The following is a 24,640-nucleotide window of genomic DNA, read 5'->3' on the forward strand; positions in this document are numbered from 1 at the left end:
TCCCTTCAGACCTGCGCCACGCGGATGTGGCGGGTCGGGTCATTCTGTGCGCCGCCGGCGCGTCCGCGGTTCCAGCCGAGCGAACGGGCGTACGTGCCGAAAAGGTCGCGTTCCAGGACGTCGGTCTCGCTGATGCCGATTGGACCGTGCGCATTTTCGGCGACGTAGAGCGCATCCGTCGGGCAGTAGATTTCGCAGAGGAAACACGTCTGGCAGTCGTCCTGCCGGGCAATGACGGGCAGACCCGTCTCGTCCCGGTCGAAAACGAAGGCCGGACAGATGCGCTCGCAGATGTCGCAGCGGATGCAGCGGTCGGTCGAGATGACTTCGATCATCGCTCAGCCCTCCCGTGCCGTTTCGTGGGCAAGGATTTCGCGCGCGGCCGTCACCCGGTCGAGGCCGGAAACGGTGATGCGGCTCGCCTGGGCGTCGTCCTCGCCTGAAAAATCGCGTCGACGGTGCACGCCGCGGCTTTCGGTGCGCAACAGGGCTGCGGCAACCGTCCAGCGCGCATTTGCAGTCACCGACGCCACTTCACGGGACCGAAGACGATCAATGCCGACGGAGGGGCCTGCCTGGTTCAGCCGAAGCCAGATATCGTCCAGTGCCCTTTGGCTGGAACCCAACGTCGCGGCCGTTCGCCAGTAACTCTTGTCGAGCGGCACGATTTCATCATGCACAGCGCGTGCAGTGGCGGCGAGATCGACATCATCGCGCTCATCGCGGCCACGCAGGCCCGTCGTACCGAGCGGCTGCAAACGCGCGGTGTCCCCGGCCTGCCGGCGGCGGGCGTGTTGGGCGGCGCCATGGCCCGACCACCAGCCGCTGGCAATGGCCCAGGAGGCATTGATCGCGCCCCCGCCGGAAACACCGCCGGTGACATTCTCGCGGCTTGCCGCGTCTCCGGCAACATAGAGGCCGGCAACGCCAGTGCTGCAATCGGAGGAAACAATGCGGATGCCGCCCGTGCCGCGCACCGTGCCCTCGTATTTGAGTTCCACGCGGAAACGCTCTTCGAAGGGATTGATGCCCATGCGGTCATAGGGCTGGAAACAGTTCGGCTGGCCGCGCCGCAACCAGTCCTGCATGGCCGGTTCGGCAAGATCGAGCCGGGCGTAGACGGGGCCGGTCAGCAAGGCCTCGGCCACCTGCCGCTCCCCACCGCCGATGCCGTTCGTCACGGGGTCGCCATGGGCATTGCGCAGCACCTCACCGTTCTCGTGGTAGAAGGTTGCCCAGCGGAACGGCAGGCCCTTGTTCAGTGAAGAGCCATGCGGAGAGAGCGTGTATTTGCCGGTAAATTCCATACCGGAGAGCGAAGCGCCGGCCTCCGCCGCGAAGAGGCTGCCATCGCCCGTCAGGCCCGTGCCGCCGAGAATGCGCTCGAAGAAGGCGCAGCCGCCTGTCGCCAGGACCACTGCGCCGGCCGACACGCGAAAGCTTGCGCCGGTGCGGCGCACCAGCCCCGCCGCACCGCCAACATGGTTGTCGTCGCCCAGCAGTTCGAGGATCGGATGGTGATCGAGAATGGTGACACCGGCCTTCTGCACGCGCTGGCGCATGAAGCACATGTAGTCCGGGCCTCGCAGATTGGCGATGTAGAGGCTGCCGTCCTCCTCGCTCGGAAAGGGATAACCCCATTCGACCAGTTTCTGCAGGTTTTCATAGGCCCGATCCGCCGCGCGCAGCATCCAGCGGCGATCGGCAAGCCCGGCCGTGCGCTTGAAGCGTTGCTCGACGGAGGCAGCACGCCCCTCGCCCGGCGGAATGCACCAGGTCCCGGTATTGGAAGGGGCCGTCGCGCCGCTGGTGCCGTGGTAGCCCTTGTCGACCAGAACAACGCGCGCGCCGGCCTCTGCCGCCGACAGCGCAGCCCAGGCAGCGGACGGCCCGCCACCAACGACGAGGACGTCCGTTTCAATGAGGCGCCCGTCTTCTTCAGGCTGTTGCTTGCGACGCGATGCCATGGTGTTCCGGTCTGTGAAGGGGAAAACGCGGCCAGCCCACGAGAGCCGGCCGTCTTCGACCGCGATCAGGCGGCAGTGGAGAACCAGGACGGTTCGTTGCCGGCCGTCCATTTGATGTTGCAGCCGATGGAGGGAACCTGTTTTGCACCGGCAGCCTCGCCGCGAAGCACAGCATCGACGGCGGCGCGCAGGTCCGCGCCCGTCACATCCTTGCCGTTGCCCGGGCGGGCATCGTCGAACTGGCCGTGATAGGTCAGCTTTCGGTCGCGGTCATACAGGAAGAAGTCCGGCGTACAGGCTGCACCGTAAGCCGTGGCGACGCCCTGTGACGCGTCCTTGAGATAGGGAAAGTCGTAACCGTAGGTCTTCACCTCGGCGCCGACCCGCTCCAGCGTCTCTTCCGGATGGGCCTGCGCGTCGTTGCTGTTGATGGCGACGACGGCGAGCCCCTGCCCGGCATAGTCACGGGCGAACTGCGCCAGCGCTTCGCGGATCAGCACGACAAAGGGGCAGCGGTTCGAGATGAAAGCGACCAGCAAAGCCGGGCTCTCCTTGAAGTCCGCCAACGTATGGAGATGGCCGTCCGCGTCGGGCAGGATGAAGTCTGCCGCGTGGGTTCCGAGCGTGATGGGATTGGATTCGGTTTTGGGCATGGTATCCTCCTGGGCAGCCAACGAGAATATTAAGATATAAAATACATAGATTTTATAGATAAAAGAATCCCGCAAATCGCGCGACGTTAGATATTGTGGCGCGCGATGGGCCGGTTTCGAGGGTTTTTTTCGCGTAGCCGCACTGGGACTCGCGCGCCGGGGCTTTGAAGCGTCGAGACAAGACCCCGCATCGCAGTACCACCATCGCTTCATGGACCGGCGCAGTTGTTGCCTGATGGCACAGCAATCGCGTTAGGAAAAATTTCCGGAAAGATTAGCCCGCGGAGACAAGGGCAGCGCAATGGCATGGTCGCTCCGCCGTTTGCACAGGGTTGCAAATGCTGTGTAGCACCTTCCTATACGTTATTTCGTTGTACCTTCCGCCTTACACAACGCGTCATTTTTCGCAGAAACTGCTCATGGCCTTGCACATTCTGGCAAAAATGGTTCAAACCCGTGCAAACCAGAACAGCGCGGGGAAGCAAGACTTGGTAATAACGAAGGCCAAACCAAAAAAATCCTCGGTCAGCGCCATCCGGGTGGCGGAACTCGCCGGAGTTTCGCGTTCGGCGGTGTCGCGCACCTTCACCGATGGGGCGAGCGTCTCGCCGACGACACGGACCAAGGTGCTCGCGGCAGCGGAAAAGCTCGGTTACCACGTCAACCATCTGGCACGCGGGCTGATCCACCATCGCTCGGGCATCGTCTGCCTCATCGTCGCCGAGATGCAGGCGCCGTTCCAGGCCAACGTGGTCGAGACGACGACGCGCAAGCTCCAGGCGATCGGCAAGGTCGTGATGGTGCTGAATACGGCCGGCCAGCCGGAAAATGTCGAGGCGGCGCTGCGCCAGACGTTGAACTACCGCGCCGAGGCAACCGTCGTTGTTTCCGGCGCGCCGCCCGCCTCGCTGATCGAGACCTGCATCGAGAATGGCCAGCGCGTTATCCTCATCAACCGCGACGATGCCATTACCGGGCCGGAATTCGTGCTGGTCGAGAATGAAAACGCGGCGCGCGAGGCTTGCCTGTTGCTGCACCGGGCCGGCTGCCGGAACCTGGCCGTGGTCAGCTCCACCGCCGGTACGTCCAGCATCATGGCGCGAGAGCAGTCCTTCATCGCCGCCGCTGCGGAACTGGGCCTGACGGCGCAAGTCAGCCGCGCCGGACCGACCGGTTATGCAACGGGCGCGGAAGGTGCGCGCCAACTGCTCGGCGCTTCGAACCGGCCGGACGGCGTGTTCTGCGTCACCGACCTCTTGGCGCTCGGCTTCATGGATGTGGCACGGCAAGAGTTCCGCCTGGCTATTCCGGAGGAACTCTGCGTCGTCGGCTTCGACGACATTCCGGAGGCGAGTTGGCTTGCCTACAACCTTACGACCTTCCGCCAGCCGATCGGCGCCATTGCCGATCATATAGCCAGCATCATCGAGAAGGATGAGCCCGAACCGGCTCCTCTGAAGCGCCTGCCGACGCAGGTCGCCTGGCGCAAGAGCGTACGCCCTTAAAGCGGCGTGACCGCCAGATCCGGCCGGCTGAGCGAGAAATCGCGGTTTGGGTGGCGATGGAGGTAGGCGCGCATCATACGCAGGAGCGTGGCGAAGCGGGCCGCAAGGCTGTCGCCTTCAAGCGTCGGCGCTTGTGTAGAGAGGCGTCGGTAGAAGGCCAGCCGGTCGGGTGCGATATCCTCGTGGCTGAGTTCGCCGGCCTTGCGCAGCCTGTACCAATCCTCGACCAGCGTCGCCAACGGCAAATCCGGGGCGTCACGGGCATCGAGGTCGAGATGCCGCATCAAGTCTGCCACCGAGGCCCCGGCCACGAAGTCCAGCATGTCCTGCGGCCACTCGCGCGGCAGATATCGTCCATGCACGAGATTGACCAGATGGCGGCTGAGGAACTCACCGTGATCGGGCGCGAAACTTGCCGACGGATCGGGCGTGCCCGCCTTTCGCGCCTCGGCCTTGTAGGCGGCAAAGGCCGCATCGTGGCCGGACACTTGGCGCAAGGGTCGCGTACGGATCTCGATGCGATCGGCATGAAGATCGACGATCTTGAGGCCCGGCCCATAGCCGACCGGTGAAGGGACAGCGATATTGGCAAAGCGCCCGCGCGCGGTTTCGTGGCGAGCGGTATCGTTGACGTGCAAGTGACCGGAAAAATGGAGCGGTACACCCGTTGCGGCGAACGCATCGGCCACTGCGCTGGTAGGCGCGCGACGCGCGAGGCCGGTCGCGCCGAACAGTGCGACCTCCTCGGTCGAGGCGCCGCCGAGTGGGTCGAGGGCCGGATAATGCGAGAAGGCAACGAGATGTTTGCCTCCAGCCTTCGCCCGTGCCGCCACGCCCGTCATCCAGGCAAACAGATGGGCGCGGTGTTGCAGCACGGCCCGCCAGCCGCCATCGGTCGGGTCGTGGAACTGCGCGGGATCGGCGAAATCGCTGGCACCGTCGCGCGGCACGCAGACATTGGCATCGATGGCGAGCACCCAGAACCCTTCCACGGGCTCGACGAGATAGGAAGCGTCGATCATGCGGCAAGGTGTACCGCCATCCGGGCTCAGGGCGGTGTAGCTGCGCGCCGACCAGTCGGGATCGCTACCGAAGGGGCTTTCCCAGTGGAGATCGCCCTCCTCCGGCTCGAAGCCGAGACTGGACAGCATGGCGAGCGCTTCGCCCGTACCGAGCGTCGCGGCCTCGGAGCAGTCGGCGCTTTTCACCATGACCGACGAGCCGTCCGGCGCAAGGAAACTCTTGTCCTGCGGCCGGCCAGCCAGGGCGTAGAAATCGTGGTTGCCGGGTGTCATCAGCACGCGGATGCCGTGACGCTCGCGGTATTCCTCGATGATCGCCAGCGCCGCCAGGATGTTCGGTCGCTGGCCATCGTCGGTGAGGTCGCCGACAAGCAGCACGATGGTCGCGCCGGCGTTCACCGCGCAGTCGAGCGCGGCGCGAAAAGCCGGCACGCTCTCGTTGAAGATGCGGGTCGAGGCGGCGGTCTCGGCGAAGCTGCGCACGGCGCCTTCCAGGCCAAAACCGTCCGGCACCCAGGTGCAATCGTGCACATGGGGGTCGGCAATCACGGCAATACGGATCATGCGGAAACCTTCTCCGGAGCGCCGGAGCGCGCGCGATCGGCCTCGACAATGCGCACCCAGCCCGCAGCGCTCTCGGCGGCTGCAATCAGCATCGGCTTCGGCGTTTCGTGCCATTCGTCGCGGCGCAGTTCGCGCTTTTCCCGAACATGGTCGACGGCGGATGCAAGCGTCGGGAATTCCTTCGGGACCTGCAGGTGCAGCAGCAAGGCGGCGAGGATAACTGAACGGGAGCGCCCGGCACGGCAGTTCACCAGCACGTTGCCACGCTCGCGCATCGGGTAGCTTGGCTTTTCCGGCAGCACCTGCTGCAACGCGCCGAGCAGCTGGTAGTAGCCGGCGAGGAACATGGTGTCGGGATTGCCGGGACCATCGACGATGCCGAGCTTGTAGTAACGGATCGGCGCCGGGCCATAACCGACGCGGCTGTCGTGCGAGACTTCGTCGGGCGCGGCGACATAGTTGAAATCGAGGTTGACCGCGCAGTTCAGCACCGTGGAGATACCGTTTTCGCGCAGGAGCGGTACGTCCGACGCGCCCTCGCGACCGCCGACGAAGAGATCGACGCCGAAGCCTGGGAGGTTTTCATAGACCCGGCTGATCGGTGGGCGGTCATAGTGGCGGGAGGATTTTTCGGTCATGCGGTTCTCCGATGGTCTTCGTCTGCCGCGGCGAGCAGATCCGGCCCGGCAAGAAGGGGAATGCCTGTCGCATCCGACAGGGTTTTGGCGACGCCCGGCGCCGCGGCAAGCACCGGACCACCCGCGACGAGGCCGCCCAGCGACAGGAACGGCCCCGTGACACCACCGGCCTCGTGCACGAGCAGCAAGCCGGCCAGGCAATCCCAGGAATTCATGTGCAGCTCCGCATACCCGTCGCTGCGCCCATCGGCAACATAGGCAAGGCCGAGCGCCCCACAGGCGCCGCGCCGCACATTGCTGCCGGCTTCGAACAGGGCGTTGACGGCAGTGATGTAGCGGGCGAGTGGACGGCGGTTCGACCAGCCCATCTCGAAGGAGGTGGCGGCAATATCCGTGGTGGCGGCAACGCGGATCGGCTTGCCATTGAGGCTCGCCCCCCGCCCGCGCCGCGCGAGGTAGACCTCGTCCAGCACTGGATTGACGATGGCGCCGAGCTGCACCTCACCATTGGCGACGAAGGCGATGGCGACGCAGAAATGCGGGATGGCGCGCGCGAAGTTGGCCGTGCCGTCGATGGGATCGACCACCCAGGCCTGGACGCCCGGTTCGCCGCCGCCCTCCTCGCCGAGGAACCCGTCTTCGGGGAACACGTCGGCAATGCGGGCGCGAACATGGTTTTCCACCTGCCCGTCGGTTTCCGTCAGGTAATCCTGCGGGCCCTTCATGCTGACCGCCTGGCCCGCCTGCCGCGCAAAGCCGGCATGCGCCAGCTCTGCCGCCTCCCGCACCAGGTCTGCGAGGAAGACCTCCCGGCGATCGATCGCCTCATCGCCAATGTTCATGCACGCAGTCCTTCCGTTTCCAAAATCCTGTTCATTCTCTGGCTCCGTTCAGCGGAAATTTCTTCGGCAATGGCAACCACCGTCGGGTGGTCCGCGCCGCGCCTAAGGGCGACATAGCCGGGCTGCATATGAGCCGGCGCATCCGCGGCACATATGCCGAGCGGCAGCGGCAGGTAACGCCCGCCCGACCGTTGCAGGATGAGGCTCGCCGCCGTGACATCCCAGGGATTGACGCTGAAGCCGAGCGCCGCATCCGCCCAGCCCGCCGCCACATGGGCGATGGAGAGCGCAGCGCTGCCCGGCCGGCGCACCGTCGCCACAGTCTCGACTAGCCGACCGAAGCGGGCGAGCGCGACATCCCGGCCGTCCAGCGCGAAATCCCGCGCCACTGGATAGCCGGTGATCAGCGTCGCGTGTGGTTCAGCGGACGCGTGCGCCGGCGCCAATGGCTGGTCGTTCAGCCAGGCGCCGGCGCCGGAGGCGGAGAAGATCGCCCCCGAAACCGGATCATGGATGGCTGCCGCGACGACTTTGTCATCGACGACTGCCCCGACCGAAGTGCACCAGAATGCGATGCCCGCGGCAAAATTCGATGTGCCATCAATGGGATCGACGAACCATTTGACGCGTCCCGTGCCGGTCGTGCCGCCCTCCTCTCCCATGAAGGTGGAATCGGGCACCTCCTGGAAGATCAGCTCGCGGATCACGGCTTCCGCCCGCCGGTCGTGTACCGTCACGGGATCGTGACGGTCACGCTTGTAGTCTACCGCCATCCCTTGCCGGAACGCCGCCAGCAGAGCGGGCGCGGGCAGAAGGGCGGCGGCGATGGCGGTACGAAGCAGTCGATCGGTCATCAGAAAACTCGCATCATGGGTGGACGGGCCGAGAACCGGCCCGTCCGTCTTCGTTCAGCGCTTGTAGTGAATCCGCCAGAAATCCTGCCAGTCCTGGCGGCTGTCCCAGTCTTCCAGGCCCGTGGCGGGGTTGTAGGAGAGCATCGCGTCAAGGTGCTTGCCGATGCCGGACGGTTCGTCGGCCGGCAGGCCCACGGTGCCATTGGAAGAAAGCTTGCCGTCGTCGGCCTGCGGTGCGATGCCCTCGGCGGTCATGGCATAACGCACGAAGAGCTTTGCCGTGTTCGGGCTGTCGCTGCCCTTGACGATGACGCCGACCGTCGCGTTGGAGAAGCCGATGATCGGATCTACCCCAGCGCAAAGGCCGAGCGTAAAGCCCTTGCCGGCATTGTCGCGGAACTTGGCGGAGGAGACGAGGCCGACAAAGGGCTCGCTCTGACCGGGCGCGGCGATGGCTTCGGCCGCGGCGGAGTCGGAATCCGTCAGGAGCGGGCCGTTGGCGGCAAGAGCCGCGACAAAGGCTTCCGTCGCGCTGCCGAGATCGGTTTCCAACTTCTTGCCGTACTGCTTCTCATAGGCGGCAGCGATCTTGTCGTCGATGCGGCTGCGCATCTGGTTGAACCAGTCGGTGTAGGACGGCTTGCCGAGCGGGTCCTGCATCGAAACCTTGCCCTTCCACTCCGCCTCGGTGAGCTGCCAGATATTGGTGATCGGGCACTTGTCGTAGAGCTTGGTGTTGTAGGCGAGGATGTTCGGGCTCGAGACGATGAGTAACGGGTTCTGCGCCTCGGACGAGATGTCCTTGGCCAGATCCGGCGGCACCCAGTTCTCCACGAAGCCGGCCGGCATCAGCTGGCCGATCACGGCGGACGGATCCGAAATGAACGAGACGTCCGTCTGGATATTGCCCGACTGCGACTCGCGGATGATCGTTTCGAGCTGCGCTGTCGCCTTGGACTTCGCACCCTCCGCCTTCAGGCCGTATTTGGCGTTGAAGGCCTCGACCATGTCGACGATCTTGCCGGTGCTGTCATAGACCGACAGCGGCGGTTCCTTCTTCGCCGCCTCGATCAGCGCAGCGAGGCTGAAATCCTCCGCCAACGCCCCGCCGCCCATCGCGGTCGCCAGCACGACACCTGCCAATAAACCGTATTTCCTCATGTTCTCCTCCTTCGAGATTGCGCCCCATCCGTCTCTTCCCATCGGATGCGACAAGGGTTCAGTTTCACTTGCCTTATGTTCAGGCGGCACGCGCCAGCACATCGTCGGCCCCGGCAATCCGAAGACCTGCCGCATCGAAGACATGCACCGCCGTCGGGCGCACATGCATCCACACCCGTTCCCCGCCGCGCAGCGCCGGGCTTTCCGTGGTGGTGGCAAACAGTGCGCGGCCATCGACCTTGAGTTCGATGATCCAGCTTCCGCCGGTCGGCAGGATGCCTGTGACTTCGGCCGCATGGCGGAAGCTGCCGCCGGGAACAGCAGCCTCCGAGCGCGCGATCTGGAGGGCTTCCGGACGGAAACCCACCGAGCCGACCCCGGCGCTCTCGCCGAGACGACCGGCGAGCCAATGCGATGCGGCGCGGTCCAGCGCGTGGGCGGTCGCCGTTTCGAGAATGTTGATCGGCGGGCTGCCGACGAATTCGGCGACGAAGCGGTTGGCCGGCCGGTCGTAGATGTCGTTCGGCGTACCCAGTTGCTGGAGGCGGCCCTCGTTCATCACCGCAATCGAGGTTGCGAGCGTCATCGCCTCCCACTGGTCATGGGTAACGAAGACGATGGTCGTGCGGAACTCCGCATGGATGCGCTTCAGCTCCGCCCGCATTTCCAGGCGCAGGCGCGCATCGAGGTTGGACAGCGGCTCGTCGAGCAGAAGCACGCCCGGATTGACCGCCAGCATGCGGGCGAGCGCCACGCGCTGCTGCTGGCCGCCGGATAGCTGTGAGGGATAACGATGGCGGTATTTCTCGATGTCTAGCGCCTTCATCACCTTCTCCACCCGCGCCTCGCGCTCGGCCTTCGGTACCTTGCGCAGGCGCAGGCCGAAGTCGGTGTTGCGCTCGATGGTGAGATGCGGCCAGAGCGCATAGGACTGGAAGACCAGGCCCATGCCGCGTTTTTCCGGGCCGACGAAGGCGCCGCGCGCGGGGCTGTCGATCACCGTCTCGCCGACGCGGATTTCGCCGTCCGTCAGGTTTTCGAGACCAGCGATCATGCGCAATGTCGTCGTCTTGCCGCAGCCGGAGGGGCCGAGCAGGCACATGAACTCGCCGTCGTGGATGTGAAGGTCGAGATCGCTGACGGCATTGGGCGAACCGCCGCCATAGGATTTCTGAACGTTGCTGAGAACGATATCGGGCATCAGGTTCCAAGTCCCTCGGCAAGGTTGGTGCGGGTCAGCCGCTGGGCGAGCACTGTGCCGCCATAGGCAAGGCCGGCGATGATCAGCACCACGGCGTTTGCGGCCTGGGTGTAGTTGTAGTCGACAAGGCGCAGCGAGAAGGTCGTCAGCACATCCGTGGCAGGCACGGCGAGGATGACGAAGAGGCTGAGCCCCTTGATGCCCGAAATGAAGGGCAGGAGAATGCCGGTGACGAGCGAGCCCTTCTGGATCGGGATGACGATGGATGTCATGCGCCGGAACCAGCCTGCACCGATGATCTGCGCTGCCTCTTCCGGCTCCTTGCCGAGCTGCATCATCGCAGAGATGCCGGCACGCGATGCATAGGGCATCTGGTCCGCCATCAGCGCGAGAATGAGGATCAGCGTCGTGCCGTAGAGGCCGGGAATCGGCCCGCGCTGCACGGCGAAGAGCGAGAGATAGGCGGCGGCAAAGGCGATGCCCGGCACGAGATAGGGCATGAACGTCACCTGCCGCAGGAAGATCGCCAGCGGACGGATGGTGGTGCGCACCACGACATAGCCGGTGAGCACGCCAAGGATACCCGAGCAGATGGAAGCGATGCCGACGATCGTGATCGTGTTGTACGCCGCCTGCCAGAGATCGGGGCTGAACAGGATACCGGTGCGCATGGCGACCGTCGGCAGGTCCTGGCCGATCCAGTAGTCGAGCGTGAAGTTCGAGAGGGCAAAACTGCCCGGCTGGTGCATCACGGTCGAGAGCGCAAGCGTCAGCAGCGGCAGGCCGACCGAGAGCATGAAGACGACGCCGGCAAAGCCGGTGGCGGGCCAGCGCAGACCCTTCAGCCGCGACAGCCGGTTCATCGACCCCTTGGAGCCGACGGTGACGAAGCGGCGCGCTTCGCGGGCAAGATAAGCATCGACCATGATGGCGAGCACGCCGATCAGCATGATCGCGCCGGCCAGCACGCCGGCCACGCCAGTCTGGCGCGAACCGATGGAACGGTAGAGCGAGGTCGCCAGCACGTCGAATTTCACCGGCAGACCGAGCACATAGGGCACGCCGAACTCGCCGAGGCATTTCGCGAAGATGAGCAGTACGGCCGAGAGCAACGCCGGGCGCATCAGCGGCAGGATGATCTGCACGGCGACGACCCAGCCGGGCGCACCGAGAATACGCGCGGAATCCTCCAGCTGGCTATCGAAGCGCCGCAGCGCCGAGCCGAAAAGCAGGATGACGAAGGGCGTGTAGTGAAGCGCAAGAATAATGGTGATCGGCACCTGGCCATAGGCGAGCCAGTCGGGCGGTGCCAGCCCGATCGCCTCGAACCAGCCCGGCTGTCCGCCGACGGTGCGGTTCTTGAAGAGCGTGCTCCAGGCAAGCGCGAAGGTCCAGGCCGGCAGCATATAGGGCACGATCAGCGAGGTCGCGAACCAGCGGCGGCCGAACATGTCGGTGCGGGCGATCAGCCAAGCGAGCACGCCTCCGACCGGAAGCGAGATGGCAATCGCGCCGAAAGCCACTTTCAGCGTGTTGAGAAGCGGCTCCCAGAAGAGATCGTGGGCGATCGGCGAGGCGAAGGCACGGTAGAGATAGTAGGACGTGAAGCCCCCCTCTCCGCCGCCCGTGCGCCGCTCGTCGCCGAACTGCACGGTCGCCGCATCCGCCAGAATAGACAGGATCGGCACGACGATGAGATAGGCAAAGAGCGCCGCCATCAGGACTGCGATCACCGTCGTCGGCTCGCGCAAAGCCAGCCGCAATCGATAGCGCCAGCGCGCGCCGCCAACGGGGGCCGGCGCCAAAAGCGCGTTAGACGAGGCCATGACGGCCGCCTCGTGCACTTTGAGTATACTTCGCAAAGCCGTGCAAGTGTTCCTCCCCTGCCGATTTTAATCGGCAACTGCACATTCCGCGCCGGAATTGCGAAAGTTTCCTCCCATTCGCAACTGGCAACATGTGCAGTCAATCATTCGCAGTCAGTGCTGTCAATACGATATTGCACAGCCGTGCAATGATTGTGGACATGAGGCGTGATCCGCTTCCGCGTCCGACATTTACGCACGATGAAGGCGACAGCGCGGAGATGGATTCCAGACGGATTATGCGCTGGCGAGCCTGTTACGACCCTTCGGCCACACACCGCGAACAGGCTGCATCTTTGTCTCCACCTTCCAAAGAAAGGGCGAGCCGTGGACGGAGATATCCACATGTAACGGAACATTCCCGGCCCGGACGGGTTTATGTTGCGTCGCAAAATAAATTCGACGGCAATGTTCGATCCCGAAACGCCACCCTTCCTGCTGGCATTCTACCTGTCCTTTTCGTGAAGGTTTCCCGCAGCGTGATCGAAGTACCCGTCAGTCTGGTGTCGTAAATCATGAGTCGTCTTATCGTCGTTTCCAATCGCGTTCCCGTTCCTGACAAACGCGGAGCGGCCCCTGCCGGTGGCCTGGCGGTCGCCCTCCAATCCGCCCTCAAGACACGCGGAGGCTTATGGCTCGGCTGGTCCGGCCAATCCTGCGCCGAGGACGCGGTAGGCCCGCTCCGAACAATGAAGGATGGCAATATCGAATACGCGCTGACGGATCTGACCGAGCGCGACGTTGAGGAGTACTACCAGGGCTTTGCCAACCGTGTGCTCTGGCCGATCTGCCACTACCGCTTGGATCTTGCCGAATATGGCAGGCGGGAAATGACCGGCTACTTCCGCGTGAACCGCTTCTTTGCAAGCCGTCTTCTGCCGTTGATCGAGGAAGACGACCTCATCTGGATCCACGACTATCATCTCATCCCGCTCGCAGCAGAACTGCGCCGGCTGGGCGTGAAAAACCGGATCGGCTTCTTCCTGCACATCCCCTGGCCCTCCCCGGATGTGTTCCTCACCATGCCTGTGCACGACGAATTGCTGAACGGCCTCACAGCCTACGATGTGATCGGCTTCCAGACCGATCACGACCGGGAAAATTTCGCCGGTTGCCTCGCACGCCTCGGCATCGGGGACCGGCTGGACACGACCCGCTTCGTCGTGGGCGAGCGGACCTTCGCCACGAAATCCTATCCGATCGGCATTGAGACAGCTGAATTTGCCAGCCTGGCAAAGCGGGCGGCGGAGACCACGCTGCATAAGCGCATGCTGCAGAGCCTCGACGGCAAGGAACTGATCATCGGCGTCGACCGGCTGGACTACTCCAAGGGCATCACCCAGCGCATCGATGCCTTCGAGACCTTCCTCACCCGCCACGAGGACAGCCAACGCAAGGTGACGCTGCTGCAGATCACGCCGAAATCGCGCTCCGAGGTGCCGGAATACGAGGCCATGCAGCGCGCGGTGGCGGAACAGGCCGGCCGGGTGAACGGCGCGCTTGGAACCGTGGACTGGGTGCCGATCCGCTACGTCAACCGATCCCTGCGTCGCCCTGCCCTGGCAGGCCTCTACCGCATGGCCAAGCTCGCGCTGGTAACACCGCTGCGCGACGGCATGAACCTCGTCGCCAAGGAGTATGTCGCAGCGCAGAGCGAGGACGACCCCGGGGTCCTCCTGCTGTCGCGCTTTGCCGGCGCCGCGCAGGAATTAAAGGATGCCGTTCTCGTCAATCCCTACGACGTCGAGGGCACGGCCGAGGCCATAGCGCGCAGCCTCGTCATGCCGTTACAGGAACGCCGCGAACGCTGGGAAAGCATGATGACGGTGCTGCGCGCCAACGACGTGTTTACCTGGTGCGACACGTTCCTCGAAGACCTTGCTGAAGGCGCGGCGGGACAGAGCAGCACTGTTCCGGCAGAGGCACGCAGCAGGAACACCGCCTGACGGCGATAAGCTGCACAATCCCTCGCGCCCCTCAGCTAGGCTTCCGACTCTCGCATGAGGGGATCGTCCTGGACAGCGGCGATCAGGAACTCCACCACCGTCCTTATGCGTAACGGCATATTACGGCGTGAGGAATAAACCACGTTGATCGGCAGCCGGGTCGGGCAGAGCCATGTTTCTTGGGCGTCTGCCAGGCCCTTGTCGGGCTTCGTAGTCGGTGGCCCCTTCACCTTTTGTTAGCCATCGCGTGGATACAACCGACACAACCATAGCCGGATGCATTTAACACTTTCGGATTGAGTGCTACGATCGGTGACGTAGCTGCCCAAGCAGCTCGCAATATTTAAAGACGATTACGCCATCCGTATTTGAATAGGAAAAATCATGGCCACTTTTACCGGCTCGAACGCCAGCGAAATATTATCTGACCTCATAATCGGCCCTATCCAAGGCATTGGCAACGATTTCGTTGATGCTTTGGGCGGTGACGACATCGCGATCGGCTGGTCCGGCGATGATGTCATCCGTGGTGGCTCCGGCGCAGACGTCATCATCGGTGGGTTGCTCAACGCCGCCGGTGTAATAACGTCATCGGGCATTGACGCCGCCGACTACACGACCTCTGTGGACGGTGTGACCATCGATCTGTCGGTGACAGTCAGCCTTACTCTGCCGATGCTTGGTATCAACGTGCAGCTCGTCAGCGCATCACAGGGCTTCGGCGGCGACGCCCAGGGCGATTACCTGCAAGGTATAACCAATCTTATCGGCTCCAACACCGGCGGCGACAACCTCACCGGCACTGCGAGTGCCAATACGTTCAACGGCCAAGGTGGCAACGACGTGCTCAATGGCATGGGCGGCAATGACATATTGCTTGGCGGCGCTGGAGACGATTGGCTTATTGGCGGCGCAGGCGCCGATTCTCTGCAAGGAGGGGCAGGCCTCTTCGATACGGCGGACTATTCCACCTCCGTCGGCGCGGTAACCATCAGCCTAATGTCCGGCGCCGGTAGCGGCGGCGACGCCCAGGGCGACACGCTGACCGGCATAGAACGCCTGATCGGCTCAGCTGGCGACGACACGCTTTCCGGTTCGGCGGGCAATGACACCATCATCGGCGGTGCGGGAGCCGATGTTCTCGTCGGCAACGGCGGTATCGACACCGCCGACTATTCCGGCTCGTCGGCGGCGGTGAATGTCGACCTTGGCAGCGGCACCGGCCTGGGCGGGGATGCGCAAGGTGACACGCTGGCGGGCTTCACGAATGTTATCGGCTCGGCCTTCAACGACCAATTGACCGGCATCGGCATAAGCGTCCTTGACGGTAATGGTGGCGACGACGTCTTGCGCGGCGGAGCTATCATGAACGGGGGAGCCGGAAACGATACTTTGTTCGGCGGCGGCGCTGCTGAAATACTGAATGGTGGCGACGACAACGACACGGCAAGCTATGCGGCGTCTTCTGCTGGTGTCACGGTCGACCTTCGACTACTGGGGCAGCAAGTATCTTCCGGTGACGCCAGCGGCGACACCCTGACCGACATCGAGAACATCAGGGGCTCCATCTTCGCTGACATTCTCACTGGTGACACTGGCGACAACATCTTCATCGACGGCGCGGGTGGTGGCGCCGCCGACACTTTGACCGGAGGTGCCGGCAACGACAGCTATTCGGTCTACAATGCCCAAACGGTGATCGCCGAAGTCGTGGGGGAGGGCAATGATCGTGTCAGTGCAGGAGTGAACTTTGTGCTCGCTAGCGGCAGCAGCGTCGAATATCTAAACACCACCTCCCTGCACGCCACCCGTGCTATCAACCTGACCGGCAACGAATTGAAACAGTTGGTGCGCGGCAATGCCGGCGCCAACGTGATCGACGGCGGCGGTGGCAACGATGTGCTGTGGGGCATGGGGGGAGCGGACACGTTCCTGTTCTCGAGCGCGCTCGGCTCAGGCGGTGTCGCCCGCATTGGCGACTTCAACGTCGCCGATGACCAAATCCAGCTTGACGACGCGATCTTTTCAGCGCTCGGCATTGGGGTGCTGGATGCGTCGGCGTTCAAAGACATTGCCACCGCGTCACGCGATGCCGATGATCGCATCATCTACAACTCTAACACAGGATCGCTGGGCTACGATGCCGATGGCAGCGGTTCGGCGTTCAGAGCGGTCAAGTTTGCGTCGCTGTCGGCCGGCCTCAATCTCAGCGCTGCGGATTTCCTGGTGATCTGATCGAACAGGAAGGGCTTTCAGGTCGTCCTCGGCAGGGCCTATTCTACGGTCTTGATATCGTGGACACCAAGTTCGCAACCGGAACGCTTGATGCCACCGAACTGGACGAGGGCCCCGGCTTTGTGCCGGCGGCGTTCTCTGTTGGTTTCTTGAGCGTTACCGACCGGCAGAAGACTATGCTATCCATCCTATCATCATCAGCGGCGCGGCCACGCACCGTTGATGATGATGTGGGAACTGAGCCGCTTTCACGGCTTCTTCCTCAATAGCCGCCGAAGACGTCTTTCAATTGCGCGACGTTTTCCGGAGAGAGCATGCGCACCGGCGCACCGCGCAGGAGAACCAGCAGTTTCGCGGTTTCCTCGAGTTCCTCCGCGGCACAGACCGCAGAGGTTACATCCTTTCCAGTGACGACGGGGCCGTGATTTGCGAGCAGCGCCGCAGCGTAGCGTCCCCCAAGATCACGGATCATATCGCCCATCTTTTCGTCGCCCGGCTTGACGTAGGGCAGCAGCTTCACCACGCCGACACGCATGACGACGTAGGGCGTCAGCGACGGAATGCAGTCCTCCGGGTCGATATCTGCGAGGCAGGAGAGAGCCGTCGCGAAGGTCGAATGGAGGTGGACCACCGCCCCTGTCTGCGGGCGCGTTTCGTAGAAGGCCCGGTGCAGGAAGACTTCCTTCGATGGCTTGTCGCCGGAGATATGGTTACCGTCGCGATCGAGTTTCGAGATCCGCGCCGGATCCAGAAAACCGAGGCATGAATTCGTCGGGGTCATCAGGATCCCGTCTTCGACCGCGGCACTGATGTTACCGGCGGAGCCCACCGAAAAGCCGCGATCGAACAGCGATTTCGAAAAGCGGGCGATATCGTCGCGTATCCTGTTTTCCGCACTCATCTGCCCGCGAGCCTTTCCACTGCCTTGATGAAAAAGTCAGGCGCACCAAAATTGCCGGACTTCAGGGCGAGTGCGGTAGGTCGCTCCCCGCCCGACAGCAGCACCGGTACGCCGGGGTCGATCTCGGCCCCGATCGTGAGTGCACCAAGATCGAGCGCCGAAACGACGGCGCCCGACGTTTCGCCACCGGCGACGACGAGCCGGCGAATACCCGCTCGCACCAGTTGCTGGGCGATCTGCGCGAACAGGTCATCGAGCGCTTTGGCAACCTTCTCTCGCCCGAAGCGCACCTGGATCGCCTGGACCGCGTCGGGTGTGCCGGAGGAATAGGCCAGCGGCGCCCGCCCCTGGTTTGCGAGCAGGAAGGATGTCACGTCCTTGGTCGTGACCGATCCGTCCATGACGGCGTCGACGTCGATGGCGAAAGTCGGATGGTTCCTGCGATGAATTTCGATCTGCTCGCGCGTTGCCCCGGAACAGCTTCCTGCAAGAATGGCCTCCGGTCCCTCGATGCCAATCGCCGCCGCGCCTGTACCGGCGGCAAGGCCGTGTTCAACGAAGTTCGCGGCAAGGCCGATCGCAATACCCGAGCCGCCCGTGACAAGACGGTGCGATACCACTGCGCGGCCGATCGCGACAAGGTCGTCATCCGTTATCGCATCGACGATGACGAGGGTGCGGTTCCGAGCAGCGTCTTCCTGCAAGGCTGCTTCGATTTCAGCCGGGCCTTGTCGAACGATCCCGATATCGACATGGCCGACGTCCGTCGCGGCCTGGCCCCGAAGCCAGCGCCGGATGTCGGCATCCGTCATCGGGTTGAGCGGATGGTTTTGCAGGCCGGATTCGTTGAGCAACCGGTCCTTCACGAAGAGGTGGCCCTGATACACGGTGCGACCCGCGCCGGGGAAGGCAGGGCAGGCAACCACGCCCTTGACGTCCAGCGCCTCGGCCAGTGCCTCAGCAACGGGACCGATATTGCCGGCAGATGTGGAATCGAAGGTCGAGCAGTATTTGAAGACGATCTGTCGGCAGCCCTGTTCGAGCAGCCAGCGGAGAGCGGCGAGCGACTGTTCGACGGCCGCCGTCGCTTCGATCGACCGGCTCTTCAGTGCTATAACACCAGCCTCGACGTCCGGAGCCGCCATTCCTCCCGGAATGCCGAGATATTGCACGGTTAGAAGGCCGCCCTGCCCCGGCCGGCCCTTCGCAAGGGCATTCGCGATATCGCTCGCTCCGGTAAAATCGTCTGCAATGACGCCAAGCAGCATTGAATAGTACTCCCGAAATCAGACCACGCCGACAAGGCGCTTGAGTTTGTCGATAGCGGCGTCAGGGCTCGACAGGACCGGAATGTCCGTCACCGCCCGCACGGCCGGCACGGCACGCGCCGTGGAGAAATGCGCAAGCACTATGCAGTCGAAGCCGGCAAGACGGGCCGCCGCTTCGGCGACCATGCGATTGTGCGTCTCCGTGTCTCCGGCCCGAACCGCCTCGATCGCGCCCTCTATGAAGACGCTTACCAGCGTGGCGGTAGGGTCCATCCTTGCGGCCTCTTCTGCAAACTCGGCTTCCATGCCTTCGCGCGCCGGCAGGAAGGTGTAAAGCATCGCCGTGCGCCCGCCCCTGCGGATCGCGGCCTCGAACATCGCCTCGTTCGGCTTCAGTACCGGAATGTCGACGCTCGCCGCTGCCTGCTCGATGGCCCGCCCGAAGGCCGAGCAGGTGAACAATACGGCATCGCTGCCGATCTGCCGTGCATAGCGCGTCAGTGCCGCAATGCGGGCCGCCAACGCCTCCGTAATGTGGCTGCTTTTTGCCCGGTCGGGCGACAGGCTGTCTTCGAGCAGGTTGACGACATCCGCATGCGGCCAAGCCGCTGCGAAGGCCAGCTTGATGGGCTCCATGGCGATCGGTGTCGCATGGATGAGGGTGATCCGTGGCGATTTCGACATGTGATTTCCTTTGATGGCAGCGGCCGCTGGAAGATGTGGCGGCCACCATAGACGGCTAGCTATTGCTGGCTGGCCGAAAACACCCAGACGCTTTCCGAGGGTATGCGGGCCCAGACCGTTCCGGACGAAAGCTGTTTGGCGCCGTGTGCCCTGGCGACGAAATCGCCGCGGCGAAGACGGTATTCCCAGCGGTCACCGAGGTAGATGCTGTCGTCGAGGTTCATCTCGATGCCGCCAGCCTCGGGCCGGTCGTTGACGCTGATCTGCTCGACGCGGATGACCGCCCGGACGTCCTGCGCGACGCTCAACCCGGCCGCTTCGCGCACCGAGCCGTCGAGGCTCCAGCTGTCGCCGCCAATGACGGCCGCCTTGCCATCGACGGTCTTCACCCTAGCCTTTACGATGTTGTTGGCACCCAGGAAATCCGCCGAATAGAAACTGTTCGGGTTGGAGTAGATTTCCTGCGGGCCGCCCTGCTGGACGATGCGACCGTCCTGCAGGAGGAGAATGTTGTCGGCGGCCGCAAGCGCTTCGCTCTGGTCGTGTGTGACCAGGATGGCGCAGATTTCGAGGTCGAGTATCAGCTTGCGAATCCAGTAGCGCGCTTCCTCGCGCAGCTTCGCATCGAGGTTGGACAGCGGCTCGTCGAGCAGCAGAACACGCGGTTCATAGACCAGCGCCCGGCAGATCGCGACGCGCTGCTGCTGGCCGCCCGAAAGCTGCGAGGGGAAGCGATCGGCAAGATGGCCAAGTCCCATGCGATCGAGGATGGCCCGAACGCGTTTCTCGATGTCGGCTTGCACAACGTTCCGCAGCTTCAAGCCGTAGCCGACATTCTCCTTAACGGTGCGGTGCGGCCAGAGCGCATAGGACTGAAAGACGAGGCCGATATTGCGCTGCTCGGGCGGCAGGGCGAGTTTCTTTTCGCCATCGAGCACGGTCTTGCTGCCGATGATTATCTGGCCGATTTCCGGCTGTTCGAGGCCGGCGATACAGCGAAGAAGAGTTGTCTTGCCGCTACCCGAGGCGCCGAGCAAAGCGACGATGGAGCCACGTTGCGCCGTAAACGAGGCGCCCTTCAAGATTTGCAAACCGCCCAGCCATTTCTGGACATTGCTGACAACGAGTTCAGTCATGGATTTTTGCTCCCAAACGGAGGGCGAGTGCGAGGCCTGCGCCCGTCAAGACGATGCTGATGAGGGAAAGGGCGGCGATCGTGTTCATGGCGCCGGTCTGCAGAAGCGAAACCATCAGCGAACCGATCACTTCCGTGCCCGCACTCATGAGGTAGACGCCTGTCGCATATTCGCGAAGGAAGATGATCATGATGAGCGCCCAGGCACCGGCAAGGCCGGGCCGAATGATCGGGATTACCACGTCCATCCAGGTCCGGCCGATCGTGGCGCCGGTTGTGCGCGCGGATTCCTCGAGTTCCGGTGCGACCTGGATGAGCGTGCCCTGAAGGAGGCGCAGGCCATAGGAGAGGCCGACGACGACATAGGCGATGAAAAGACTGACCAGCGTCGGGCGCAGCGGCGTCAGCAGCGGCACGAAGAGGAAGACCCAGAAGAACGCAAGGCCGATGACAAGGCCCGGCAAAGCGCGCGGCAAGAGCACGAGATAGTCGAGCACGGTGTTCGACAGACCCCAGTTGCGATGGCCCGCAAGGCCGACCATCAGGTAGATGCCGACCGCGACGGCGCCGCCGACGACGGAGAGAAGCACCGTGTTGGTAATGCCGCGCACAAGGCTCGGAACTTCCAGCATGCGGTCGAAATTGGAGAGCGTGAGATGATCCCACAGATTGACGCCCTCACCCCAGGCATCGACGAAGGCACGCACCGTAATGCCGCCAATCGGCAGGACGACCGAGACGAACAACCAGAATCCGATGATCGACAGCGCGATGACCTGGCCGCTCATGCCGAGCTTCAAGGTGGAGACACGCGCGCCCTTGCCACCCATCGCGGCATATTTGCGGGTATTTCGCAGCAGTCTGCGCTGCATCCAGACGAGCGGTAGCGTGATGAGGACGAGCACCACGGCGACGACCGCCATCAGCTGGTAGGTGGGCGTGCCGAACAACGTGGTGAGCTTGTAGATATAGGTGGTGAGCACCATGATGCCGTTCGGATCGCCGAGCACCAGCGGAATGCCGAAGGTCTCGAAACCGAGCAGGATGTTGAGCGCGGCGGCGAAAATCAGCGCTGGCAGCACCATGGGCAGCGTGACGTCACGCGAGACCTGCCAGATCGAGGCGCCGGTCGTGCGGGCAGCCTCTTCGAGATCCGACGGCAGGTTGCGCATGGCCGAGGAGACATAGAGATAGACGTGCGGCACATGGCTGAGGCCGGCAATCAGGATCATGCCCGGCAGGCTGTAGATGTTCCAGGGCACGATCCCGATCATATCGCGGATGAAGAGCGAAACGAAACCGGTCGGGCCGACAGAGACCGTATAGCCGAAGGCGAGCACGATTGATGAAATGAACATCGGCACGAGCACGAGGATTTCGAGCAGGCGCTTTGCCTTGATATCCGTGCGTGTGATCAGGAAGGCAAGCAGGCCGCCAAGCGGCACGGCAATCGACACCATGCCGAAGGAGAAGACCGCAGTCGTGCCGAGCGCCTTGTAGAAATTCTTGTCGGTGAAGACGTATCCGTATGCATCGAACCCGAACCGCGCACGTGGGCTGAAGAACGCAGCCGTCAGGAAACTCTGGTAGATGATCAGGCCGACGGGTGCCAGCACGGCGAGCGCGAGCAGGCCGATGACGATGCGCCGGTAGGCGGTCGCATTGCCGTGCCGCGGCATCTTCGCCGGATACTTCTTTTCGGCTGCGGCTTTCGTCAGCGGGACTGCAGCTGGCGCTTGGATGTGGGTGGACATTCTATGCCTCTCGCAAAACGTGGCGGGGTCGCGGCGCTGGCGCGCCGCGACCGGCTAAGCATCAGCGGCCGAGGGCGGCTTTCCAGTCGTCGAAAAACTGCACGCGCTTCGTCGGCTCCATGTATTCGAGCACGCCTTCGTCGACGGCGATCGGCTTCAGGCCGCCGCCGACACGCTCGTTCAGCGTCTTGATATTGAGACCGGCGGTCACGTCCTCGCGCACCGACGGCAGTCCGCCTTCCGCGAGAAGCGACTGGCCTTCGCTCGACAACATGAAATCAACGAAGAGCCTGGCGGCGTTCGAATGCGGCGCATCCTTGGTGATCAGCGCGAGGCGCGAGAAGGCCGGTGTATAGTCGACGGCGAAATGCACGCCGAGGTTCGGGCTTTCCTTCACCCAGTCCAGCGCATAGGAGCCGATAATGTTGATGGCGATGACGTTTTCGCCCGAAACCACCGTTTCCTTCATGCCGCCGGAGCTTGAATAGATTTTTGCACCGTCCTCGCCCATGGCCTTGGCGAGGTCCCAGAAGTCTGGTCGGTTGCGGGCATCGTTGGAGTGATGCAGGAAGCCAGAGCCGCTCTTTTCCGGATCGAAGGTCGCCAACTTGCCCTGAAGCTCGGTCTTGTTGTCCTTGAGGAAGCTGATCAGCTCCGCATAGGTCTTCGGCAATTTGTCTTCCGACAGCGCCTTGGTGTTGTAGATCATGCCGATCGGCTCGACGGTCGTGCCGAACAGCATGTTCTTGTAGTTCGCCCAAGCCGGGAGGCTGGCCGCTTCCGGGGTGGCATATTCGGCAGCATAGCCTTCCTGGACTAACGTCATCTGGAGGTCCATGGCAGAGCTCCAGACGATGTCCGCCGTCGTCTGGCCGGCAGCGGCTTCCGAGATCACCTGATTGTAGGAGCCATTCGTGCCTAGGTCATTGTAGGCGATCTTGATGCCGTACTTCTTGGTGAAGGCATCCTGCAGTTTCTGCGACTGGGCGGCGTCGGTCGAAGTATAGACCGAGACGGTGCCCTCCTCCTTCGCCGCGGTAACAACGCCCGCGTAGTCGGCGGGGTAGCCGACGGGCACTTCCTGTGCGAATGCGGATGCGCCGAAGGCCGTCATGAACGCCGTGCTGACGGCGAAGACGGCCGTGCGGGCGGATACATTGCTATTCATCATCTCTTCTCCCAAAAGATAGGCCCGCACTCCAAAGCGAGCGCGAGCAGCCACGCGAGGGCCACTCCCTGCCCCGCTTTCCCATGATTTGCATTTTGGATTTTAAAAATTTAAAATACAAAACACTTTCTCAGGCGCTGGCGAATTTCCGCTCGCCGTCTCCCGATTGAACGGCACCGGCGACAAGTGCACCGAATGCGTCCGTACTCGTATTGCCACCGAGATCGCGGGTCCTCGACGCCGGGTCCGCGAGAACCGCGTCGACTGCCCGCTCGATGTCCGCACCGGCCGCCTCGAACTGCGGTAGACCGCGCCGTTCACCGAGCCAGCTCAGCATCATTGCCGCGGACAGGATGAGCGAGGTCGGGTTGGCGATGTTCTGGTTCTGGATATCCGGCGCCGAACCGTGCTGCGCCTGGGCGCAGACGAGGCCGGTCTCGGCATTGGCGTTGATCGAGCCGGCAAGGCCGAGACTGCCTGACAGTTCGCTCGCCAGATCTGACAGAATATCCGAATAGAAGTTCGTCGCGACGATAACGTCGAAGCGGGACGGGTCGCGCACCAGATGGGCGGCCATCGCGTCGATGATAAATTCGTTGAGCGTGACCTCCGGGAATTCGGCTGCGACCTTCCGCACCTGCTGCAGGAACAGGCCGTCCGTGAGAATGAAGTTGTTGGCCTTGTGGACCGCCGTCACCTTCCTGTTGCGCTTCATCGCAAGCAGGAAGGCCTGGCGTGCAATACGCTCGCAGGCCGAAGCCGTGATCTTGCGCACGGAAAGCGCCACATCCGGCGTCGGCATGAATTCGCCCGTGCCGGCATACATGTTGCGGTCGGGATAGAAGCCTTCCGTCGCCTCGCGCATGATAACGAGGTCCATCGTCTTGGCATCGTTCAGGAACGGGCGCGAGCGCGCTGGGCGTACGTTCGCATAGAGATCGAGCTTGACGCGGAAGCCAGCCGAGACGTTCACGCCGCCCTTGTCGCGCGCAGGGTAATCCATGTGGGATTGCGGTCCGAGGATGATGCCGTCGAAGGTGCGCGCCCGGTCCAGCGTCTCGTCTCGCAGAGTTGAACCGTACTTCTCCAGGCTCGCAAAGCCCGTTTCTTCAAAATGGAAGTCCAGACCAAGCGAAAACGCCGCATCCGCCGCCTTCAGGACGTCCATAGTTGCCGCGGTGATCTCCGGGCCAATCCCATCACACGGCGTCACGAATATTCTCATCAAACCAATCTCCCATGAGGCGGCAAGCAAGATCGCCGCGCAACGTCACGAG

20 protein-coding genes are annotated in these 24,640 nt (G+C 63.2%); 3 read left to right on the forward strand and 17 right to left on the reverse strand.

The annotated features are described in order from the left end of the window. Positions 1-5: 5 nt before the first annotated feature. From AC1RT2_RS01915 to AC1RT2_RS01925, 3 genes are all read right to left on the reverse strand, one after another. Positions 6-335: a 4Fe-4S binding protein gene (locus AC1RT2_RS01915; RefSeq protein WP_493098964.1), complete on the reverse strand. Its 330-nt coding sequence runs from the start codon at positions 333-335 to the stop codon at positions 6-8. Positions 336-338: 3 nt separating this feature from the next. After that, complete coding sequence (locus AC1RT2_RS01920; RefSeq protein ID WP_493098966.1) at positions 339-1,967, reverse strand: FAD-dependent oxidoreductase; 1,629 nt, start codon at positions 1,965-1,967, stop codon at positions 339-341. 65 nt (positions 1,968-2,032) lie between these two features. Continuing rightward, the gene (locus tag AC1RT2_RS01925; protein ID WP_493098968.1) at positions 2,033-2,620 is read right to left on the reverse strand and encodes a thioredoxin family protein; all 588 of its coding nucleotides are present in this window, start codon (positions 2,618-2,620) and stop codon (positions 2,033-2,035) included. A 494-nt stretch (positions 2,621-3,114) separates the two neighbouring features. Here AC1RT2_RS01925 and AC1RT2_RS01930 point away from each other — a divergent pair, with 494 nt between their 5' ends. Further along, positions 3,115-4,125, forward strand: coding sequence for a LacI family DNA-binding transcriptional regulator (locus tag AC1RT2_RS01930; protein WP_493099551.1), 1,011 nt, complete (start codon positions 3,115-3,117; stop codon positions 4,123-4,125). Here AC1RT2_RS01930 and AC1RT2_RS01935 read toward each other — a convergent pair. From AC1RT2_RS01935 to AC1RT2_RS01965, 7 genes are all read right to left on the reverse strand, one after another. After that, on the reverse strand, positions 4,122-5,711 hold the full coding sequence (locus tag AC1RT2_RS01935) for a metallophosphoesterase family protein (protein WP_493098970.1): 1,590 nt from the start codon (positions 5,709-5,711) through the stop codon (positions 4,122-4,124). The genes AC1RT2_RS01930 and AC1RT2_RS01935 overlap by 4 nt on opposite strands. Then, the gene (locus tag AC1RT2_RS01940; RefSeq protein ID WP_493098972.1) at positions 5,708-6,349 is read right to left on the reverse strand and encodes a dual specificity protein phosphatase family protein; all 642 of its coding nucleotides are present in this window, start codon (positions 6,347-6,349) and stop codon (positions 5,708-5,710) included. Before AC1RT2_RS01940 ends, AC1RT2_RS01935 begins: the two co-directional genes overlap by 4 nt. Continuing rightward, the gene (locus tag AC1RT2_RS01945; protein ID WP_493098974.1) at positions 6,346-7,191 is read right to left on the reverse strand and encodes an inositol monophosphatase family protein; all 846 of its coding nucleotides are present in this window, start codon (positions 7,189-7,191) and stop codon (positions 6,346-6,348) included. Before AC1RT2_RS01945 ends, AC1RT2_RS01940 begins: the two co-directional genes overlap by 4 nt. Further along, positions 7,188-8,045, reverse strand: a complete 858-nt coding sequence (locus AC1RT2_RS01950) for an inositol monophosphatase family protein (RefSeq protein WP_493098976.1) — start codon at positions 8,043-8,045, stop codon at positions 7,188-7,190. The genes AC1RT2_RS01945 and AC1RT2_RS01950 overlap by 4 nt, the downstream gene beginning before the upstream one ends. Positions 8,046-8,099: 54 nt before the next feature. After that, positions 8,100-9,206, reverse strand: coding sequence for an ABC transporter substrate-binding protein (locus AC1RT2_RS01955; RefSeq protein ID WP_493098978.1), 1,107 nt, complete (start codon positions 9,204-9,206; stop codon positions 8,100-8,102). A 79-nt stretch (positions 9,207-9,285) separates the two neighbouring features. Beyond that, positions 9,286-10,407 carry an ABC transporter ATP-binding protein gene (locus AC1RT2_RS01960; RefSeq protein WP_493098980.1) on the reverse strand — a complete coding sequence of 374 codons (1,122 nt, stop codon included), beginning with the start codon at positions 10,405-10,407 and terminating at the stop codon, positions 9,286-9,288. After that, a complete protein-coding gene (locus tag AC1RT2_RS01965) occupies positions 10,407-12,233 on the reverse strand; it encodes an ABC transporter permease (RefSeq protein WP_493098982.1) in 1,827 nt (608 codons plus the stop codon). Before AC1RT2_RS01965 ends, AC1RT2_RS01960 begins: the two co-directional genes overlap by 1 nt. 554 nt (positions 12,234-12,787) lie before the next feature. On the opposite strand from AC1RT2_RS01965, the gene otsA reads away from it, so the two are divergent. Further along, on the forward strand, positions 12,788-14,218 hold the full coding sequence (gene otsA, locus AC1RT2_RS01970) for an alpha,alpha-trehalose-phosphate synthase (UDP-forming) (protein ID WP_493098984.1): 1,431 nt from the start codon (positions 12,788-12,790) through the stop codon (positions 14,216-14,218). A 384-nt stretch (positions 14,219-14,602) separates the two neighbouring features. Further along, positions 14,603-16,453, forward strand: coding sequence for a beta strand repeat-containing protein (locus AC1RT2_RS01975; RefSeq protein WP_493098986.1), 1,851 nt, complete (start codon positions 14,603-14,605; stop codon positions 16,451-16,453). Positions 16,454-16,715: 262 nt separating this feature from the next. Here the strand turns inward: AC1RT2_RS01975 and otnC are convergent, their stop codons facing one another. The 7 genes from otnC to AC1RT2_RS02010 form a co-directional block, all read right to left on the reverse strand. Continuing rightward, positions 16,716-17,354 (reverse strand): 3-oxo-tetronate 4-phosphate decarboxylase, encoded by a 639-nt coding sequence (otnC, locus tag AC1RT2_RS01980; protein ID WP_493098988.1) that lies wholly within the window; start codon positions 17,352-17,354, stop codon positions 16,716-16,718. Continuing rightward, on the reverse strand, positions 17,351-18,622 hold the full coding sequence (gene otnK / locus AC1RT2_RS01985) for a 3-oxo-tetronate kinase (RefSeq protein WP_493098990.1): 1,272 nt from the start codon (positions 18,620-18,622) through the stop codon (positions 17,351-17,353). Before otnK ends, otnC begins: the two co-directional genes overlap by 4 nt. 18 nt (positions 18,623-18,640) lie before the next feature. Further along, a complete protein-coding gene (locus AC1RT2_RS01990) occupies positions 18,641-19,306 on the reverse strand; it encodes an aspartate/glutamate racemase family protein (RefSeq protein WP_493098992.1) in 666 nt (221 codons plus the stop codon). 59 nt (positions 19,307-19,365) lie between these two features. Then, positions 19,366-20,442: an ABC transporter ATP-binding protein gene (locus AC1RT2_RS01995; RefSeq protein WP_493098994.1), complete on the reverse strand. Its 1,077-nt coding sequence runs from the start codon at positions 20,440-20,442 to the stop codon at positions 19,366-19,368. Continuing rightward, the gene (locus AC1RT2_RS02000) at positions 20,435-22,195 is read right to left on the reverse strand and encodes an ABC transporter permease (RefSeq protein ID WP_493098996.1); all 1,761 of its coding nucleotides are present in this window, start codon (positions 22,193-22,195) and stop codon (positions 20,435-20,437) included. The genes AC1RT2_RS01995 and AC1RT2_RS02000 overlap by 8 nt, the downstream gene beginning before the upstream one ends. A gap of 61 nt (positions 22,196-22,256) precedes the next feature. Beyond that, the gene (locus AC1RT2_RS02005; protein WP_493098998.1) at positions 22,257-23,363 is read right to left on the reverse strand and encodes an ABC transporter substrate-binding protein; all 1,107 of its coding nucleotides are present in this window, start codon (positions 23,361-23,363) and stop codon (positions 22,257-22,259) included. A gap of 130 nt (positions 23,364-23,493) precedes the next feature. Then, complete coding sequence (locus AC1RT2_RS02010) at positions 23,494-24,588, reverse strand: isocitrate/isopropylmalate dehydrogenase family protein (RefSeq protein ID WP_493099000.1); 1,095 nt, start codon at positions 24,586-24,588, stop codon at positions 23,494-23,496. Positions 24,589-24,640: the final 52 nt, after the last annotated feature.

It is taken from the genome of Shinella sp. GW821-FHT11G07 (assembly GCF_058808115.1).